This is a genomic window from Exiguobacterium sp. s11 (assembly GCF_018619015.1).
GTDB lineage: Bacteria > Bacillota > Bacilli > Exiguobacteriales > Exiguobacteriaceae > Exiguobacterium_A > Exiguobacterium_A indicum.
Window position 1 is genome coordinate 32,687 of the sequence record NZ_JACSNF010000001.1, and the last position, 16,947, is coordinate 49,633.

Genomic DNA, 16,947 nt, shown 5'->3' on the forward strand with positions numbered 1-16,947 from the left:
TCATGACGAAAGTTTGATCGTTTCGTCCGTTTCCGTCGCAAAATAATGCCGTTTCGTTCGATCCTGGACGATCCAAACGATCCATCCACCGATGAACAGGAAGCTGACTGCAGCGACGGTATACGTCAAGCGAATCGAGGTCTCAGCATAGAAACCGATCAACGCCGTCAAGAGAATGACACCAGCTGACTGTACGACGTGGATACTACTGAGGAATCGTCCCATCGTTTCGACCGGAATGTGCGTTTGAGCGAACGTCATGAAGCCGGTGTTCGCAAACGCAAGGGCGAACGTCAGCAAGAAAAAGCCGATTGCTGCCGTCAGGAATGATGTAGCTGTGGCAAAGATCACATAACCGATTGGTGTCATCAGTGCTCCGAATTGAATCAAGAAGCGGAGCGACAAGCGATGCGTGAAGATCGCATTGACGGCAGAACCACAGATGATGCCGATTCCAGCGATACTGACGAGAAATCCATACGTGCTTTCATCCAGTTGCAACACGATCGTCGCAAACGAGGCTTCGAGCGAATCGAGTCCGCTCATCAGGACGATCATCAGCGCATAGAAGGCGTAGACGAGCGTGACGTAGCGCCGCGTCCGTGCAAACTGAAGCGTCTCTTTCCAGTCCGCAAGAATCACTTGGAGTGAGAAGGACGTCGCTGGAGTCTCTGCCTGGCGGACGTCGGGCAAGACGGACAGTAAGGCAGCAGAACACAACAACGCTCCCGCATTCAGGATGATCGCTGTTTCTGGGGAACCAATCAAAAATAAGAATCCAGCAATCGACGGTCCGATAATAAAGCCGGCTGATTGAATAAAGTTCTTCAACGCATTGAACCGTTGGCGACTCGTCTCCGGAACGAGCTTCGTCATGTAGATCAATGACGATGTCTCAAACAGTGTGTTGCCGATGTTCAGGATGAAGACAAGCGCATAGAGGACATACAACGAATCGATCAGTGTCAGTGAAAAGACGAGCCCGGCACGCGAGACGTCAAGCATGACGAGCAAGCGGCGCTGATTGATCCGATCGACGACACTACCGGACCAGAGGCTCGTCAACAGTGCGGAAATTGGCAACAGAATATAGAGAACGGAGACGGCGAACGCTGATCCCGTTCGTTCAAGGACGATTAAATTCAAGGCGATGAAGTAGACCCAAGCGCCGATGTTCGAGACACCGACACCAAGTAATAGCAATCCAGAGTATTTCCAATTCGACATATGACACACTCCTTTTTATTGTTTTTTAAGCCAATAAAAAAATCCCACCTCCAAGACGTTGGTCTTGGGGACGAGACTGTGCGTGTCGTGGTGCCACCCCTGTTCGCGAGACCGTCACCGGTATCGCCTTCATCGGTACGACCGTTTTCAAACGGCAAATACCTGAGCTCGATAACGGGAGCACCCGTCACGATATCCCCGATTCGGTTCCACCGTGCTGCTCAGAGGCTTGGTTCGGTCAATGGCTGATGCTCCTTCTCACCAATCGGAGCTCTCTAGGAAAAGCCGAGATGACGTACTGTTCTCTTCGACGCGTTTAATTCATATGATTTGTCTCATCCTAGCATATACAGAATGAAATCGTAAAGAATTTTATCAATTTTTTACAATTATTGAAAATGATACATAGAAATCAGAATTAAAAAAAGCGACCTAAATGGTAAAAGATGTAACAGGTTGTATGATACATTGTCATGGTCACACGTTCACTTTCAAGAAAGTCGTACGAAAGGAGGGAAAGAAATGAAACGTTTGATTTTTTTCATATTTCCACTCCTTGTTCTAACCGGAGCTGTCTTTTTCACGACGTTCCGTCCAGTCGAGCAAGCAATCTATTTCTTAATCTTATTTTTACTGACCTGTCTATCAGCGATGATTCTAGTGGAGCGTTTCGTCAAACGTCATGATGTGATCCGTCGACTAAATACGATCCATCCACTTATCGGAATCGTAATGGGGACAGTTGTGCTTGCCGTATTAGTCGGTGGTCTCATATGGTTAGCACCTTCGTTGACGAATCCGAGTCTCATTGGTCTTCTCGTCATCTTCCTTTCCATGTATAGCGGAATCCTCGTTCTCGGTTTCATCATCAGTTGTTTCTTCGAAGGCATTACGCGTCAACCGAAGGATCAATTGATTCGCCCAGTCTTTCTGTTCATCGGAACAGGCTATCTCATCTTGACCGTCTTCGGAATTTTGCAACTGTATCGTCAAACCGGATGATAGCAAACCCCACTGAAGTCATGAGACGACAGTGGGGTTATTGTATTTACTGCACTTTTAATAAGAATCCGAATTGTCCGTCTCCTTGTTTCCAGCGCGAGTTTAGTTCGTACGCATAGAGACCAGGTTCTGTCGGGGCATTGAACTGATCTTTTTTCAAAACGACGGGGGATTCCTGTTTTTGATCGTCCCACTGTGATAGTTTCACGCTTTTAAGATCACCGGATAATTCGACACGGACGGGTGATCCAGCAGAGACGGTAACTGGCGTTTTTCCCTTTGCTAGATCAAGACCGTCACGGTACGTCTTATCGACACATTGACTGCGGAGTAAGCTATCCCAGCAATAAGATCCTTGGACAGTCGGAACATCCTTTCCTTTTGCCTCAACTTCGGGATTCGGTGGCGCACCACGGAACGGTTCGAAAACGATGACGCAAACGACGAGGATCAGTAGAACGGCTAATGTTAGACCACGTTTCATGAGACACCCCCGATGGATTTTCTTTATTTTACCAAAATAAATCGAGATAAGCTGAGGTGTCTTTGAAAAAAAGGATATTCATTTCTTAAATTTCAAAATACTTCCGTTCCCTATTATTTTTCAGAAAACAGCTGCAATCGTTTGTTCAACAACTCCGCGACATAAATCGTTCCATCCGAACCGACCGCGATGTCGTGCGCAATCCGGAGTTGTCCCGCTTCTTTGCCCCACGCACCGAATCGTTTCTCAATCTTTCCTTGTTTGTTCAAGATGACGATTTGACTCTGCGCGTTCTTTTTTTGTCCATTTAAATAGTTTCCGCCATCAGCGACGTAGACTTTACCGTTCGCACCGACTTCGATCCCGTACGGTCGACCGAGTTCTTTTGACGACCACGTATCGATGTGTTTGCCGTTTCGATTAAAGATTTGGACCCGGGCGTTGTCCCGGTCCGCCACATAGAGATTCATCTCATCGTCGCTACTGATCCCATGCGGCAGATTGAACTGTCCGTCTTGTTTGCCGTGTTCATTGACTTCCCATTTTACTGTTCCTTTTGGGTCAAACATGACGATGCGACTATTCCGGTAGCCGTCAGATACGGCGAACGAGCCGTCCTTGAAAACGGTGACGTCTGTCGGACGAGCGAACGTCTTTTCATCCAGCTGTAGCGGGATGCTTGGCAAGACGTTTCGGATGCGCAGACCGACTTCCGTGAACGGACCATATGCGTTTCCGAACGTTTGCAAGACTTTGCCGGACGCACCGAGCTTGAAGACTTGGTTCAGACTGATGTCGGTAATCCAGATATTGTTTTGGTCATCGACTTCGAGACCGTGCGGTGACTTGAATAGTCCTGCGCCTAACCGCTTCTTCACCTGCATCGTCTTTCCGTCGAGCACAATCAATGTCGGTTCTGTGATGTAGGTGTCATCGCCGTATGAATTACTACCTCGGTGTAAATAGTAGACGTCACCGTTCGGAGCAACTGCGACGCCGCTTGCTTCGCTGGCAATCGAACGATCGCGCGTTTCAAGTGGCCAAGCGACCTGTCCGCGATACATCGTATATTTTGGGATGGGTGAATAGTTGTCTTTCATGACGGGATCTGCGCCACCTCTTGACCAGGAAATACCCAGCACCGTGATGGTTGCTAAAGTCCCTATAAAGATTAATCGTTTTTTCATACATCGTTCCTCCAGACGTGAATTCGTATCCATATTATATCTAGATATTAAACGAGGACGAATCATTCTATAGGAGGAGACTGCGGGTTACGGAAGCAGGATATTAAAATCAGGATAGATGGGTAAAGAAGAGAGATATCATATGAGGGAAAGAAAGTGAGGCAAAAACATGAAGGCAGTCACCGTAACGGGGCATGGTGGGCTTGAGCAGCTCGCCTATATCGATCAAGAGATACCATAACCGAAACAAGGCGAGGTACTGATTGAAATCAAAGCTTGTGCCTTGAACAATACAGAAATTTGGATGCGGGAAGGCGCCTATGGTGCAGAGAGTGAATCAGGCTGGAAAGCAGAAGGTGTCAAGTTCCCCCGGATTCCCGGTTCAGACATCAGCGGACGGATTGTCGCGGTCGGAGACGGTGTCGCCGAGACGGAAATCGGGCGCGACGTCGTCTTGTTCCCGTTCACGGCAAGTGGAGAAATCGCTGACGAACAGAGTGCCGTGGACTTATCATTCATCGGCTCCGAGTATGACGGCGGATACGCGGAGTATGTCTGCTGGCCGCTCGAACTCTGCTACGACATGCCGCTTGCTTCCTATACGGACAGTGCGGTCTTCTCGGTCAGTGGATTGACGGCGTGGCACATGGTCGAACAACTTGACTTACAAGAAGGACAGACGGTACTCGTAACAGGTGCCAGTGGTGGTGTCGGCTCACTCAACGTCCAGATTGCGAAACGTGTCTTCGGAGCCCGTGTCGTCGCACTCGTCGGTGACTTGAAGCTGACGGATCAAATACACGAACTTGGGGCGGACCTGGTCGTTTCCTACCGTGAGCCGGACTGGGATCAGCAGGTCATGCAAGAAGTCGGTTCGGTCGATGCGATTCTCGACGTCGTCGGCGATGCGGTGTTTAAACAAGGACTGGATCTGCTGAAGCGCGGCGGAACGTACTGTATTTCCGGATCGTCCGGGGGGCAGGTGACGTCGCTCGATTTTCGGACGCTTTATTTGAAACATATTCGTCTACAAGGATCCGTCCTTGGCAATCGCCATGATTATGAGAAATTACTGGAGGCCGTTCGGACAAAAACGATTCAGCCGGTCATCGACCGGACGTTCCCGCTCGCTGAAGCGCGAGAAGCCCAAGCGTACTTTAAACAAGCTGGCAAATTCGGCAAGGTCGTCTTGCTACCATAAGAGAAACCGAACAAAACGAGCTATCCTCTTCCTGTGATGGAAAGGATAGCTCGTTTTCGTATCGTTAACGGTTAGGCAAGATGTAAAAAAGCGTGACGATCAAGCTGACAGGTGTCTCTTCCGTATAATCGATGAATTCCTCCTGTGATTGATGAATCGTATACCGGTTGCTCGGAAAGAGTTCCGTTACCCAGGTCGGAACGTGTGAAGCGAGAGGGAACGACTGAATCCGCTCAAGTGGGAATGGGGTTCCGTCCGGATTCGGAGTGTGGACATGTAGTGCGTCTTGTGAAGCATCCTCGAGAACAATCGTTATGTAAACCTGATGTTCAATCTGTTTTTCCTCTAGTTTTTGTCGCATGTTTTGCAAAGCGCTCAATGCAATCCGAAGATGTGCTTTACGAATACGCAGACTCGCGTTGCCATGTCCATAAAAGTCAGGATGCTCGTGCCAGTCGTTAAACCAAACGTCTGAATCAATATAGGCTGGAGAAGAAAAACTGTTGAATTCCAGTTCGAGATTTTTAAAATAACGGCGTTTGCCGCGGAATTTTTTCATGAGCAATGTACCTTTCGTTAAAGGGATTTTTTATTTTTCATAAGTGAAATAAGGCGAACACACTAAAAACGGGTAAATAAAAACCAATGACTTAAATGTTGTGACTCGTTTTAAGTGACGAACTGATTGCGCGGACGTTCCCGGTGTCGTAATCGCCACCGCCTTGCTGCCACCGTCTATAACAGCATTGCGAATCAAAACATGATCTACGCGCTCGGTGCAGATATCTGTTTCTGTACAACTGTAGTTTTATTTTGATCGCGACGTTGCTCGGTGTCAAATAGCTCCTACGGACGGATCAAAGTTTACAACGAATCGATTATTTCCTGATCTCTGACTTGAATCAACTTGATCCTGACCAACTAGAGAAATTGTTCAATGAACGTGCTCCGTGATGACGGAACTGAGGAGGAGAGAGCATGCTGGCGTTCTTTATTTTGATCCGAAATTTTTTTCATGTCATTCGTATCTTATTCAAGCAAGAAGAACAGAAGGCATTGATGATCATGGTCGGGGCACTTTTTTTGATTGGAACGGTCTTCTATCACAATGTCGAACAGTTCAGTATTCTGGACGCCTTTTATTTCTCCGTCATGACGCTCGCAACGGTCGGATATGGGAATCTTGTCCCCCAAACAGCGTTCGGTAAATTGTTTTCGATCGTTTACGTCATGCTTGGCGTAGGTGTTCTCAGTGCCGTCATCGTAAACGTCAATATGGCATTAAAACAATATCACCGGGAGAAGAAAAAGAAAGAAGAGCAGAAATGAAATCAGATTTGACGCTTTTCTTGCAATGATCCGCGGAGCAATCGTTGAGTTCTATATAGAGGAACTTCTAACGAAACATTTTGGAAATCCTCTCTCATTATGCGATAAATAAATTTATGACTTACTAAATTATTCGTTATTTGTCTTATGGATTGAATGAATCTATACTTTTTAGAAAGACCAAGCAAAAGGAGAAACCATATGATTGATTTTGAATGGTATCGCAGTTTCATTCATGTTTACCAACAGCGTTCCGTCTCGGCAGCGGCAAGAATTCGTTTTTTGACGCAACCGGCGGTCAGCCAGCATATCGCGGCACTAGAAGCAGAACTGGAGACATCCTTGTTCATCCGTGCGCCACGGCAAATGATTCCGACGGACGCGGGAACAGCCCTCTATACACAAGTCGTCGGATTGATTGATCGGCTCGAGGAATTATCGCTTGAGATGAAGTACGAAGCAGGGGAACAACCTCGTCCGGTCCTGAAATTCGGGGGACCTACGGAATTCGTCACGCATGGGATCGTGCCGAAGCTACCGCTCGATGTCGCACAGTTCACGGCAGTCTTTGATTTGACGGTTCCTCTTTTGCAACGCTTGCTTGCGAATGAGCTCGACTTCATCATCGCAACGAAGCGGATCGATGAGCCGGGCGTCCAGTACGTCCCGATTGCTGACGAACGCTTTCATTTGATCGTCCCGATTGGCTACGATGCTCCGGAAGCGGATCTAAAGGAATGGATGGACCGACAGCGCTGGATCAGTTACGGACTCGAGTTACCGATCATTCGTCGCTACTATCAGACGCAGTTCGGAGAACGACCGGGCATTCGTCCGGAAATGATCTTACCAAACGTCGATGCGATACTAAAAGCGATCGAAGCAGGGCACGGCATCAGCGTTTTGCCCGATTATCTCGTCGAAGCAGCGGTCAGCGCTGGACGAGTACAACGGATTGCACCGGAACGATTCGCGACGAATCAGTTATATGTCGCTTATCGAACGGACTCGCGCCACGATCCGGTTTTGCAACAGGTGATTAAGGCGTTAGGTTGAATTGTATGAAAAAAGTCCAATCCACAAGCAAATGCTGAGAGGATTAGACTTTTTTTGTATGAATTACATATTACTTTGATACGTCATCTAAGAACGTCAAGTATCGATCAACGACGAGATTGGCACTGTCTGCTCGATAGGCTTGATAGTGTGGTGAGGCGACATGCTGATCGAAAGCGTCTTGATCACGCCATTGTTCATAAAAGTAGAAGACGTTCGGATCATCGATAGCGCGATGTGTCTGATACGTCAGGCACCCTGCCTCGGCACGCGAAGGGGCGATCACACCTTCGATGATAGAAGCGAGCTGTTCGCCTTGATTCGGATGCGCTTCGATCCGGGCAATCAGTTGAATCATCGATAGAACCTCCTATGAAGAGAGATCCTTCATCCAAAGGATCTCTTGTTTCGATTAGTTGAGTGTATTAATGACGGCTTTCGCGACCGCGATCGTTGATTGTGGATTTTGACCCGTGACGAGGTTTCCGTCGACTTGGACGTTTTCCGTAAAGTTGTCAGCCGTGATGATGTTCGCACCGAGTTCACGAAGGCGTGTCTCGAGCAAGAATGGCATGTAGACGTCAAGACCTGTCGCGCGTTCTTCTTCATCCGTGAACGTTGCGATCGTCTTTCCAGCGACGAGTGGTGTTCCGTCTGAGAGTGTCGCACTGACGAGTCCAGCTGGTCCGTGGCAGATCGCAGCGACCGTCTTGTTCGCTTCAAACAATGTCCGAAGGGCGTTGTTCAAGGCATCACTTTGTGGCAAGTCGAACATCGTTCCGTGTCCACCTGGCATGAAGATCGCATCAAATGCTGAGAAGTCCTGGATTGCATTTAAATCAAGTGTCTCTTTCAAGAGTGGAGCTGTCGCTTGGATTTCAGCTGGGACTTCGTCTTCAAGGCTCCGTGCGTCGATTGGTGATTCGCCGCCGTTCGGGCTTGCGACCGTTACTGTATATCCTGCGTTTTTGAACTCAATGTATGCCTCTGCGAACTCCGACAACCAAAGTCCTGTCGCGTGACCTTCCTTCATTTCCTTTGCGTTCGTGACGACCATTAAGATGTGTTTACTCATGATATGTTCCTCCTTTTTCGTTTGCCGATTGGCTACGTGATTAGAATACGCCCGCTTGAATCAAAAAACAAATTAATAAAAGTGAGCTTATCGATAAATAAATTTATACATAAAAATAAAAACTACTTCCACCATGATGGCGGAAGCAGTTTGAAAGATAGATTAACGTACGTCAGAAGAATAGTTAGTGAACATCGAGTGACTTCGCACTATCACGATGACACTGGCAAGACTCGCGACCGTTCCAAGGACAGCGACGATGATCGTCGAGGATCCGTTCGGAATCAAGAAGCCGACGGGAATCAGTCCGACGAAGCTAAAGACGATTAAGGATTGATAGACGACATTGATGATCTTCAGGACAGGATGTTCGAAAAATGATAGGACGAGCGGTGGTACGAATAAGAAGACAATTAGTCCAATCGCGATGTAAACCGATAATGGCTCTTCAAACGAAATGGTGTTTCCAGTTGAGTGGCGTGCAGCGACAAGGATGGCGACGATCGCGACGCATAAGGTCACACAAACGAACGTTAACCGTTTTAACATATGAACCCCTCCTTTTTACTCTGATTCCATAATAAACCATTTTTCAAATGGGAGACAATCTTTTTCCGGACGTCCAGTAGTGACGAATCGCTTCGATGATGACGTCAGGGCGATCCCAGTGTAATAGATGTCCTGTCTCCGGAACGAAATGGACCGTCGCTTGTGTCATCTCATGTAATCGGTTCGTTGCCTGCTGACGGATCGATGCTTGATCTGTCGGTAACGTTGCGACGTACAACTGAATGTCCGCTGGTGGAACGTCCGGGAGGAAATCAAGAACATCCTCGTGGTGAAGCGCGCGTACGATCGCAGCAGCCGTCTCTCCTCGCGCATGCCAGTGGAATCGTCCTTCCTCCATCCGAAGGAGGTCGGCACCAGCTAAATCGAGGGAGTGCGAGCGACGTGCATCCGGAGCATAGACAGCAACGTCTAAAAATTCGTCCCATGTCGAAACGGAATCCTCGAAATTTTGTTCATAAAAGACGACTTCTTCCTCTACGGAAAGACCGTAAAGCCGTTTACTATGATAGCCGCCGTCAATCAGAATCGTGCCGAGCACACGATCCGCATGTTCAATCAAATAATAGAGCGAGAGAACACTTCCCCACGAGTGCGACAAGGCATAGAACCGCTTGACATCAAGGATGTGTAAGACTTCGTCGATCCAGTCCGTAAAGGGTTTCATGCGATAGTGTAGGGAATCTGAGAAAGCTGGTGTTTTGCCGTGACCGGGTAAATCAATCGCAATCAGACGGAATTCGTCCGCGAGCGCTTCAGCGATTTCGATGAAGCTGAGACTTGTACTGCCGAGTCCGTGCAGACAGACGATCGTCGGAAGCTGTTCGTTTCCCCATTCCGTAATGTGGACGGATTGTTGCTGACAGGTGATCGTATAACGTTTCATTTACCGTCTCCTTTTTTCTTTTACTGTACCATGAGGAGAATGTTGGGAATTGAAAAATAAGGAAACTTTCTTTAAGGAGTAGCGTAGAGTAAGATGACACGTCATTTACATAGAGGAGAATTCACATGGAAACCATCATCACGATGCTCTTAACAGCCGTTACCTTATATGGGCTCGGTGTCCTTGTCACGAAAGTAAAAGAACGCTTGCGTTAATCAAAAATATGTCCAAAGGAGTCCGTCATGTTTCCAATCGTAAAACAAGAATTCACGAGCAGCTTCAAAAGCATCAAAGCGATTCTATTGATTCTTTTTCTGACGATCACGTCCGTCTTCACAGCATCGTATTTGACGAGGCATCCGGAACTGCTTGCTGGCGTTAATCAACCGTCTGCCTATACTTCAAGCATTAAGTTCTTCATCCTGTTCTTCGGTTTTCTGTTCGTGGCTGCGTTATCACACGACATCATCAATCGTGAAATCGAGACACGGACGATTCGTTTACTGGTCACGAAGACGTCGCGTCTGCGAATCGTTTTGGAGAAGTTTCTCGGATCATTGTTATTCTGGTGCGCGACGCTTACGATCAATTTCCTGATTGTCTCGCTCTACGCGCAGCAATGGTTCTGGATCGATTATCTGACGGTTCTGATCGTCATCCTATACATCACCAGTTTCAACATCTTTTTATCTACGATGATTGCGAAGCCTGGTTTGACGATGTTTCTCGGTATATTTCTCGGGATTGTCGTCCCGATCATCGGTCTCTGGTCAGCGTTCTCGGAAAAATGGTACCTGGTACCGTTTCAATACATCTTGCCGTACCACGCTGTCATCATGTCTGGGACGTTATTACTGTTACCTGTTTTATGGAGTGGGTTGTTTTTGACAGTCTCCTATCTCACGTTAAAGCGAAAGGATTTGTAATATGAGTGCGATTGAAGTAAATGGGTTGAAGAAATCGTTCGGTGCGAAGGAAGTCTTACGAGAAGTGAACTTGACGGTCGAACGAGGAGAAATCTTTGGTTTTTTAGGTCGTAATGGTGCTGGGAAATCGACGTTCATTCAGATTATGACCGGAATCACACAAGCGACAGGCGGAACCGTCGCACTTCTCGGTGAATCCGCTGATCGTCTGGATGCCATCAAACAACGGATCGGGGTCATGCCGGATACATCAAATCTGTATCATGATATGACGGCACGTGCGTTTCTTAACTATATGGCAGGATTATCAGGAGTTCGCATCACGAAGCAAGAAGTTAGAAGATTGCTTGAACAAGTCGGATTAAGCGGGACGGAGCGACAAAAAATCGGGAGCTTCTCGTTCGGGATGAAGAAAAAGATCAGTATCGCACAAGCGCTCACCGGAAATCCGGAATTACTCTTTTTAGATGAACCGACGTCCGGTCTTGATCCAGAATCGGCGATCGAGATCCAGCGATTGTTGCTTGCATTAAAAGCGGACGGAAAAACGATTTTCTTAACCTCGCATAACTTGAATGAGATCGAAAAGATGTGTGACCGTGTCGCCATCATGACGGAGGGAAGAATCGTCCGCTGTGGAACCGTTGCGTCCTTACAAGAAGCAATGAGGCAGGAGATTCAAATCCGTATTCGGACTGTTCCGCGATTAGCGCCATCGCATCTGCCAGCATACGCTCGGCTTTTGTCGCAAGCTGATGATTGTACACGGCTTGATTTATCGACGGAAGAGGATATTCCAGAGTTACTCGTCATGCTTGCGGAACAAGACGTCAAAGTCTACGAGGTGCAGATCGAACGTCAATCGTTAGAAGAGATTTTCTTAGCGGTCTGACCGACTAGCCTCTGATTCCGTCTCCGGAACATCTTCGAGTAAAAGACGACCCCCGTCATTCCACTGACCGTACATCTGATTCCGTTTCGTTTTTTCAATCAACGTCTGCAGACGTTTTTCATAGAGAACGGGATCCTTGCGTACACTTTGAATCGTATCGATCCGGATGCGTCGATAGAGCTCCGGGAAGTCATTAAACTGTTCATAGACGACCGGGTCTTCTTGTAGGCGCGCTTGGATCGTGTCATCAATGACGAACGCATCAGCACGCATGTCTGGTAGAACCTGTCGTCCGGACGGTTGTATCAAGCCGAGGCGCTCTAAGCGACGGACTCGTTCCTTGTTCAGTTCGGTCCAGTTGCTGTTTTTTCGACGCGGGGTGAATCGTTGCGCCAGTTCGCCGTCTTCGGTCTTCTTTGCAATTCCATCAATCCAGCCGAAGCAAAGTGCCTCTTCGACGGCATCGAGATAAAGTAAACCGTCCCCGATTTGTTTTCGACTGAGAATCACCCAACAGAAGGTCGCGCGATTCGCGTGTTTCGTCAGCCACTGTCGAAAGCCATCGCGATCGGTAAAGCGTAAGACATTCGTGATTTCCACGTTCGTTCCTCCATTTCAGATAGCAGTGCCCCCTCCACGTCACGCGAGGGGGCACTTTTCGTATTCATCGCAACGGGTCATGATGAAAGACACAATTCCGACCACTCTTCTTCGCTTGATAGAGGGCAGCGTCTGCCTGCTGGATCGTCTGCAGAAAATTATGGGTCTCAGACGGTTGATGAGTTTGGCGAGACACCCCAATCGATAACGTCACTTGCAACGGTTCCGTCGCTGATAACTCATACGTCCGTTTGGCACTGGCTTCACAGATTTGTTCCGCGAGTCGACGCGTCTCCGGCAACGAATGCTCCGGCAACAGCATCATGAACTCTTCACCGCCGAATCGTCCGAGCACACACGTTGGGGGACAATACGATGCTAGCAAAGAGCTGATTTGCCGTAAAATATGATCGCCGCGGTCATGACCGTAAGTATCATTGACCTGTTTGAAATGATCGACATCGATGATCATGATTGAAAAGTCCGTCTGTTGTGATTTGTAACGTAGGACGGTCTCTTCTAAACGACGTCGATTATCAAGCCCTGTCAACGTATCCGTCAAGGCAAGACGCCGATGCATCCGGACTTGAGTGAAGTGCCAGCGGACTTGATGCAAGATGCTGTGCAAGAGGAGACCGGCGCAACCATTCCCGACGAGAAAGATCGTCATCGCTGTCACGTCATTCGGTTGAACATGTTGAACGTACGGTAAACAGAGAATGAGTGCAATGCCGAAAATGATCGGAAACGAGATGAATCGATCCGGTGCTTCATTTTGTAAGTACAAGACAACGATGCTGACGATCAGATACGTACCGATCAGCCAATAGGCATGAGCGGAATCAAAAACGAACGTTTGAAGGAAAGCGAAGACGAGGGTCGTGATGAAGCCGCTACTGATGCCTCCATAAATGAAGGCGATGACAATCAAGGTAATCGATAAGTCGAATTGAAATCCCTCATAGGTGATGGCATTATGGATGACCCAGTAGCCGGCACCTGTCGCAAGAATCAGTACTAACAGATTTTTCTTCAACCAGCTGTCGAACGTGTTTCGAAACTGAAATCGTTTAAAAAAGAACAGGGAGATGAGCACGAAGAAAAAGGTCAGAGCGACGTTGAGGATAAGATGGTTCAGCGTATTCCACATATTCGTGTTCCTCTCAAATGAGTTCTGAAAAATAACTACAAAAAAATGTTTCATTCAATGAATATTTATTCTATATAGCCAACGATACCCTAAAGATGTATGAAAATATCTTAATTTCCGTATATTTTAAAAAAGATTAGATTTCTTCAACTAAGTTAATAATACTCTGAGATTTTCTCACGTGAAGACTCGACGAGATAATCAAGTGAGACGAAATTGCGAATGAATGCATACGAGCCAATTTCCTCGATGGATACGCCTAATCTCTCTGCCTGTTGATTGCGGTCATCTTCTTGCGATTGCAGCATCTCGAAGCCTGCTGCTTGCATCCGCTCTCCGTCGAATTCGAGCGTAACGACATCTCCATCCTGCCAATCATTTTTTAATTGATGAAAGTGCGTTTGATACGCTGCGCTTGGAGGATCGACTTCAAAGGCGATCCAGCCTGTTGGTGCATCGATTTGAAATGTCGGTGACAATCCACCGCGCGTCACGATTGATTTCATGTGATGCCGATGTGTCATATGGCGTAATAGCATGGTCAGACCACTCCTTTTTTTATCTATTATTACGCGACAGCGTCAGAATATCGAGAAAAATTTTTAAAAGAGATGGAAGACTCTTGGATTTTTCTGGTATACTACGTTTTCGGAAAGCGTTTGCACAAAAGGGGGAGAATACATGCAACCATATGCCGTCAAAGCAACAGGACTGACGAAACACTATCAAATCCTACAACGGGAACCGGGATTACGCGGAGCGATCAAAGCGTTGTTTCACCGGACGTACCGGACGAAAGAGGCGGTCAAAGCGATTGATTTGACGATCGCGCCAGGAGAAAGAGTCGGCTATATCGGTTTCAACGGTGCCGGGAAATCAACGACGATCAAGATGCTCGCTGGTGTCCTGCGTCCGGACGCGGGGAACGTCCGGGTGTTCGGACTTGATCCACACGCCGACCGCGTCAAGAACGCGTCACAAATCGGAGCCGTCTTCGGTCAGCGGACACAACTGTTCTGGGACATTCCGGTCCAAGAATCGTTTGAGCTGTTGAAGGAAATCTATCAAGTGCCGACGTCCGAGTTTGCCGAGACGCTCGCGTGGTTTCGGGAGAAGCTCGATCTCGCACCGCTCCTAGACGTACCGGTCCGACAACTGTCGCTCGGACAAAAGATGCGCTGTGAACTAGCCGCAGCCTTCCTGCATCGACCAAAAGTCGTCTATCTCGACGAACCAACGATTGGGCTTGATATCGAGATCAAGGAGACGATCCGTCACTTCATCCGCGAGATGAGTGATCGCTGGGGGACGACCGTCATCTTGACGACGCACGACATGCAGGATATCGAGGAAGTCTGTGACCGTGTGATCGTCCTCGACGACGGTAAAATCATCTATGACGATACGATCGATCAGTTAAAGGCATCGTTCAGTCACGAGCGGACACTTCGAATCACGCTCGAAGAACCGGTGCCGTTCGCTTTACCGACAGTGTTGATCAATCGTGTGATCATGTTTGAGACGGATGAACTAACGTATGAGCTCGCCTTCGACGACCGAGAACTGTCAAGCGGTCAAGTCATCAAGGAAATCGTTTCGCTGTACGCCGTTCGGGACGTCTCCGTGTCCGTACCGAAGATGGAGACGTTAATCCGTAAGCTCTACCAAGCGGGGATCAGTGCATGAGAATCCGTAAATATACCGCGTTGATGCGGTCCCAAATCAAAGTTGATCTCGCCTACACAGCCTGGTACTGGGCAAGCATGTTCAGCGTGACGATGCGTCTGTTCATCCTCTATTTCTTCTGGCAAGCCGTGTATGCCAATAAGACCGATGTTTCCGGTATCTCGCTGTCAACGATGCTGACGTATGCGGTGCTTGCGACGATGATCGATCAGTTCCGCGGGGGTGCCGGACGCGATCTCGCCCGGATGATCAAACAAGGGGCGATCGCAATCGAGTTACTCCGTCCGTATCACTTGCTCGATAAGTTACTCGCTCAAGATATCGGCTCAAAAGTCTCGGTCTTGTTCCGCTCGATCCTACCACTTGTCCTCGTCTCGATCTTGTTTATCGGCGTGGATCGACCACCGTCGTGGTTGGCTGGACTCGCTTTCGCCGGCAGTGTCCTTTGCGCCGTGTTGCTCGCGACATTGATTGATCTGCTCGTCGGGATCTTCGCGTTCTATACCGTCAACATTTGGGGACTATCCGTCCTACAGGACGCTGTCATCACGATCATGTCTGGTGCAATCGTTCCGTTGACGCTGTTCCCGGACTGGTTTCAGACGATTAGTCTATACTTACCATTCGCTTCACTCGTCTACGTCCCGGTCGCGATCTATACGGGAGAGATCGCAGCAAGCGGCATCTTGCAAGCGTTACTGATTCAAATCGGCTGGTTGATCGGATTCTTCGTCATCTTGCGAATCACGTTCGCGCTCGCGATCCGGAAAGTGACGGTGTTCGGCGGATGAAACGATACATAAAACTCTACTGGCTATATGCCAAAAGTCATTTTAAGGTCATGATGGAATACCGAATTGATTTCCTGATCGGTGTCTTGTCGGTCTTTGGTCAACAGTTCGCCTCACTCTTTTTCCTGTCGGTCGTCTTTCAGCATATCGAGACGCTAAACGGTTGGGACTTTTACGAGATCCTATTCATTTACGGGATTGCCTTTTTAGGGCGAGCCTTACACCACATCTTCTTTGATAACTTGTGGACGATCGGCTGGCAGTACATCCGGACCGGGAATCTGGATCGGTTGTTGATGCGCCCGGTCAATCCACTGTTTCAAATCGTCGCCGAGCGCGTTCAGCAAGACGGGTTCGGTCAACTATTGATTGGCGGGGGGGTGCTCTATGTTGCTTCCGATCACCTCGACATGATCTGGAGCTTCGGTGATGTCTTGATGTTGATCGTACTTGTTCTTTCGAGCGGATTGCTCTATATCGCGATCAACCTGTTTTTTGCGACGTTCTCGTTCTGGATGGTCGACAGTTTACCGGTCGTCTCAGCGGTCTTCAGTCTGAGTGATTTCGCCCGTTATCCGATGACGATCTACTCGAAGGTGTTGATGTTCGTCTTGACCTACATCATCCCGTTCGGCTTTACTGCCTTTTATCCGGCGATGTATTTCTTTGACGGAAGAGGCTATGGTGTAATGGCAGTCGCGACACCACTCGTCGCGATCATCGCCTGTTTGATTGCTTATCGGTTCTGGTTGTTTGGACTGAAGGCATTCGCGAGTACGGGATCTTGAAATAAGAAGAACCTTGAAGTGTTGCGACGCTTCAAGGTTCTTTTTGTTTCTAATCAATTTAGATATGGATTTCTTTATGTAAAATATGAAACTTTTGTTA

At 48.1% G+C, this 16,947-nt stretch carries 21 protein-coding genes; 9 read left to right on the forward strand and 12 right to left on the reverse strand.

The genetic code is table 11. The features are described from left to right. Together KNQ12_RS00210 and KNQ12_RS17265 are read right to left on the reverse strand one after the other, a co-directional pair. Nucleotides 1-1,227: an MFS transporter gene (locus tag KNQ12_RS00210; protein ID WP_214745557.1), complete on the reverse strand. Its 1,227-nt coding sequence runs from the start codon at nt 1,225-1,227 to the stop codon at nt 1-3. A 25-nt stretch (nt 1,228-1,252) separates the two neighbouring features. Then, nucleotides 1,253-1,378 (reverse strand): hypothetical protein, encoded by a 126-nt coding sequence (locus tag KNQ12_RS17265; protein ID WP_423752121.1) that lies wholly within the window; start codon nt 1,376-1,378, stop codon nt 1,253-1,255. Between the two features lie 371 nt (nt 1,379-1,749). Between KNQ12_RS17265 and KNQ12_RS00215 the strand changes: the two genes are divergently transcribed. Beyond that, nucleotides 1,750-2,229 carry a hypothetical protein gene (locus KNQ12_RS00215; RefSeq protein ID WP_214745560.1) on the forward strand — a complete coding sequence of 160 codons (480 nt, stop codon included), beginning with the start codon at nt 1,750-1,752 and terminating at the stop codon, nt 2,227-2,229. 46 nt (nt 2,230-2,275) lie between these two features. Here the strand turns inward: KNQ12_RS00215 and KNQ12_RS00220 are convergent, their stop codons facing one another. Both KNQ12_RS00220 and KNQ12_RS00225 read right to left on the reverse strand, forming a co-directional pair. Then, a complete protein-coding gene (locus tag KNQ12_RS00220; RefSeq protein ID WP_214745563.1) occupies nt 2,276-2,713 on the reverse strand; it encodes a hypothetical protein in 438 nt (145 codons plus the stop codon). A gap of 113 nt (nt 2,714-2,826) precedes the next feature. Beyond that, nucleotides 2,827-3,900 (reverse strand): peptidyl-alpha-hydroxyglycine alpha-amidating lyase family protein, encoded by a 1,074-nt coding sequence (locus tag KNQ12_RS00225; protein WP_214745566.1) that lies wholly within the window; start codon nt 3,898-3,900, stop codon nt 2,827-2,829. Nucleotides 3,901-4,159: 259 nt separating this feature from the next. Between KNQ12_RS00225 and KNQ12_RS00230 the strand changes: the two genes are divergently transcribed. Beyond that, entirely contained in the window at nt 4,160-5,101 is a 942-nt protein-coding gene (locus KNQ12_RS00230; protein WP_353047610.1) for a zinc-binding dehydrogenase, read from the forward strand. Nucleotides 5,102-5,165: 64 nt separating this feature from the next. Here the strand turns inward: KNQ12_RS00230 and KNQ12_RS00235 are convergent, their stop codons facing one another. Continuing rightward, a complete protein-coding gene (locus tag KNQ12_RS00235) occupies nt 5,166-5,660 on the reverse strand; it encodes a hypothetical protein (protein ID WP_214745569.1) in 495 nt (164 codons plus the stop codon). Nucleotides 5,661-6,079: 419 nt separating this feature from the next. Here KNQ12_RS00235 and KNQ12_RS00240 point away from each other — a divergent pair, with 419 nt between their 5' ends. Further along, nucleotides 6,080-6,430, forward strand: a complete 351-nt coding sequence (locus tag KNQ12_RS00240) for a potassium channel family protein (protein ID WP_214745572.1) — start codon at nt 6,080-6,082, stop codon at nt 6,428-6,430. A 201-nt stretch (nt 6,431-6,631) separates the two neighbouring features. Continuing rightward, on the forward strand, nt 6,632-7,486 hold the full coding sequence (locus KNQ12_RS00245; RefSeq protein ID WP_214745575.1) for a LysR family transcriptional regulator: 855 nt from the start codon (nt 6,632-6,634) through the stop codon (nt 7,484-7,486). A 70-nt stretch (nt 7,487-7,556) separates the two neighbouring features. Here KNQ12_RS00245 and KNQ12_RS00250 read toward each other — a convergent pair whose 3' ends face one another. The 4 genes from KNQ12_RS00250 to KNQ12_RS00265 form a co-directional block, all read right to left on the reverse strand. After that, the gene (locus KNQ12_RS00250) at nt 7,557-7,844 is read right to left on the reverse strand and encodes a putative quinol monooxygenase (protein ID WP_064299947.1); all 288 of its coding nucleotides are present in this window, start codon (nt 7,842-7,844) and stop codon (nt 7,557-7,559) included. A 54-nt stretch (nt 7,845-7,898) separates the two neighbouring features. After that, nucleotides 7,899-8,561 (reverse strand): type 1 glutamine amidotransferase domain-containing protein, encoded by a 663-nt coding sequence (locus KNQ12_RS00255; RefSeq protein WP_214745578.1) that lies wholly within the window; start codon nt 8,559-8,561, stop codon nt 7,899-7,901. Nucleotides 8,562-8,723: 162 nt separating this feature from the next. Further along, nucleotides 8,724-9,110: a hypothetical protein gene (locus tag KNQ12_RS00260; protein WP_214745581.1), complete on the reverse strand. Its 387-nt coding sequence runs from the start codon at nt 9,108-9,110 to the stop codon at nt 8,724-8,726. Nucleotides 9,111-9,153: 43 nt separating this feature from the next. Continuing rightward, entirely contained in the window at nt 9,154-10,014 is an 861-nt protein-coding gene (locus tag KNQ12_RS00265; protein WP_214745584.1) for an alpha/beta fold hydrolase, read from the reverse strand. A gap of 242 nt (nt 10,015-10,256) precedes the next feature. Between KNQ12_RS00265 and KNQ12_RS00270 the strand changes: the two genes are divergently transcribed. Together KNQ12_RS00270 and KNQ12_RS00275 are read left to right on the forward strand one after the other, a co-directional pair. Continuing rightward, entirely contained in the window at nt 10,257-10,940 is a 684-nt protein-coding gene (locus tag KNQ12_RS00270; protein ID WP_023468151.1) for an ABC transporter permease, read from the forward strand. Nucleotide 10,941: 1 nt separating this feature from the next. Beyond that, entirely contained in the window at nt 10,942-11,832 is an 891-nt protein-coding gene (locus KNQ12_RS00275; protein WP_035397616.1) for an ABC transporter ATP-binding protein, read from the forward strand. Here KNQ12_RS00275 and KNQ12_RS00280 read toward each other — a convergent pair. From KNQ12_RS00280 to KNQ12_RS00290, 3 genes are all read right to left on the reverse strand, one after another. After that, complete coding sequence (locus KNQ12_RS00280) at nt 11,821-12,432, reverse strand: YdeI/OmpD-associated family protein (RefSeq protein WP_214745587.1); 612 nt, start codon at nt 12,430-12,432, stop codon at nt 11,821-11,823. The two genes, KNQ12_RS00275 and KNQ12_RS00280, sit on opposite strands and share 12 nt — an antisense overlap. Before the next feature lie 64 nt (nt 12,433-12,496). Further along, nucleotides 12,497-13,582 carry a diguanylate cyclase gene (locus tag KNQ12_RS00285; protein ID WP_214745590.1) on the reverse strand — a complete coding sequence of 362 codons (1,086 nt, stop codon included), beginning with the start codon at nt 13,580-13,582 and terminating at the stop codon, nt 12,497-12,499. A 155-nt stretch (nt 13,583-13,737) separates the two neighbouring features. Further along, the gene (locus KNQ12_RS00290) at nt 13,738-14,121 is read right to left on the reverse strand and encodes a hypothetical protein (protein ID WP_214745594.1); all 384 of its coding nucleotides are present in this window, start codon (nt 14,119-14,121) and stop codon (nt 13,738-13,740) included. A gap of 142 nt (nt 14,122-14,263) precedes the next feature. Here KNQ12_RS00290 and KNQ12_RS00295 point away from each other — a divergent pair, with 142 nt between their 5' ends. Genes KNQ12_RS00295 through KNQ12_RS00305 form a run of 3 tightly spaced genes read left to right on the forward strand, consistent with a single transcriptional unit; the run spans nt 14,264 to nt 16,847 of the window. Continuing rightward, a complete protein-coding gene (locus tag KNQ12_RS00295; protein ID WP_035397608.1) occupies nt 14,264-15,268 on the forward strand; it encodes an ABC transporter ATP-binding protein in 1,005 nt (334 codons plus the stop codon). Next, a complete protein-coding gene (locus tag KNQ12_RS00300; RefSeq protein ID WP_214745597.1) occupies nt 15,265-16,059 on the forward strand; it encodes an ABC transporter permease in 795 nt (264 codons plus the stop codon). The genes KNQ12_RS00295 and KNQ12_RS00300 overlap by 4 nt, the downstream gene beginning before the upstream one ends. Further along, entirely contained in the window at nt 16,056-16,847 is a 792-nt protein-coding gene (locus KNQ12_RS00305) for an ABC transporter permease (protein WP_214745600.1), read from the forward strand. The genes KNQ12_RS00300 and KNQ12_RS00305 overlap by 4 nt, the downstream gene beginning before the upstream one ends. Nucleotides 16,848-16,947: the final 100 nt, after the last annotated feature.

What these genes read in the sequence shown, in the direction of transcription:
- KNQ12_RS00295 (WP_035397608.1), top strand. Translation starts at nt 14,264, where the DNA reads ATGCAACCATATGCCGTCAAAGCAACAGGACTGACGAAACACTATCAA.
- KNQ12_RS00265 (WP_214745584.1), bottom strand. Translation starts at nt 10,014, where the DNA reads ATGAAACGTTATACGATCACCTGTCAGCAACAATCCGTCCACATTACG.
- KNQ12_RS00290 (WP_214745594.1), bottom strand. Translation starts at nt 14,121, where the DNA reads ATGCTATTACGCCATATGACACATCGGCATCACATGAAATCAATCGTG.
- KNQ12_RS00225 (WP_214745566.1), bottom strand. Translation starts at nt 3,900, where the DNA reads ATGAAAAAACGATTAATCTTTATAGGGACTTTAGCAACCATCACGGTG.
- KNQ12_RS00255 (WP_214745578.1), bottom strand. Translation starts at nt 8,561, where the DNA reads ATGAGTAAACACATCTTAATGGTCGTCACGAACGCAAAGGAAATGAAG.
- KNQ12_RS00270 (WP_023468151.1), top strand. Translation starts at nt 10,257, where the DNA reads ATGTTTCCAATCGTAAAACAAGAATTCACGAGCAGCTTCAAAAGCATC.
- KNQ12_RS00210 (WP_214745557.1), bottom strand. Translation starts at nt 1,227, where the DNA reads ATGTCGAATTGGAAATACTCTGGATTGCTATTACTTGGTGTCGGTGTC.
- KNQ12_RS00220 (WP_214745563.1), bottom strand. Translation starts at nt 2,713, where the DNA reads ATGAAACGTGGTCTAACATTAGCCGTTCTACTGATCCTCGTCGTTTGC.
- KNQ12_RS00240 (WP_214745572.1), top strand. Translation starts at nt 6,080, where the DNA reads ATGCTGGCGTTCTTTATTTTGATCCGAAATTTTTTTCATGTCATTCGT.
- KNQ12_RS00300 (WP_214745597.1), top strand. Translation starts at nt 15,265, where the DNA reads ATGAGAATCCGTAAATATACCGCGTTGATGCGGTCCCAAATCAAAGTT.
- KNQ12_RS00245 (WP_214745575.1), top strand. Translation starts at nt 6,632, where the DNA reads ATGATTGATTTTGAATGGTATCGCAGTTTCATTCATGTTTACCAACAG.
- KNQ12_RS00250 (WP_064299947.1), bottom strand. Translation starts at nt 7,844, where the DNA reads ATGATTCAACTGATTGCCCGGATCGAAGCGCATCCGAATCAAGGCGAA.
- KNQ12_RS00275 (WP_035397616.1), top strand. Translation starts at nt 10,942, where the DNA reads ATGAGTGCGATTGAAGTAAATGGGTTGAAGAAATCGTTCGGTGCGAAG.
- KNQ12_RS00305 (WP_214745600.1), top strand. Translation starts at nt 16,056, where the DNA reads ATGAAACGATACATAAAACTCTACTGGCTATATGCCAAAAGTCATTTT.
- KNQ12_RS00260 (WP_214745581.1), bottom strand. Translation starts at nt 9,110, where the DNA reads ATGTTAAAACGGTTAACGTTCGTTTGTGTGACCTTATGCGTCGCGATC.
- KNQ12_RS00215 (WP_214745560.1), top strand. Translation starts at nt 1,750, where the DNA reads ATGAAACGTTTGATTTTTTTCATATTTCCACTCCTTGTTCTAACCGGA.
- KNQ12_RS00235 (WP_214745569.1), bottom strand. Translation starts at nt 5,660, where the DNA reads ATGAAAAAATTCCGCGGCAAACGCCGTTATTTTAAAAATCTCGAACTG.
- KNQ12_RS00285 (WP_214745590.1), bottom strand. Translation starts at nt 13,582, where the DNA reads ATGTGGAATACGCTGAACCATCTTATCCTCAACGTCGCTCTGACCTTT.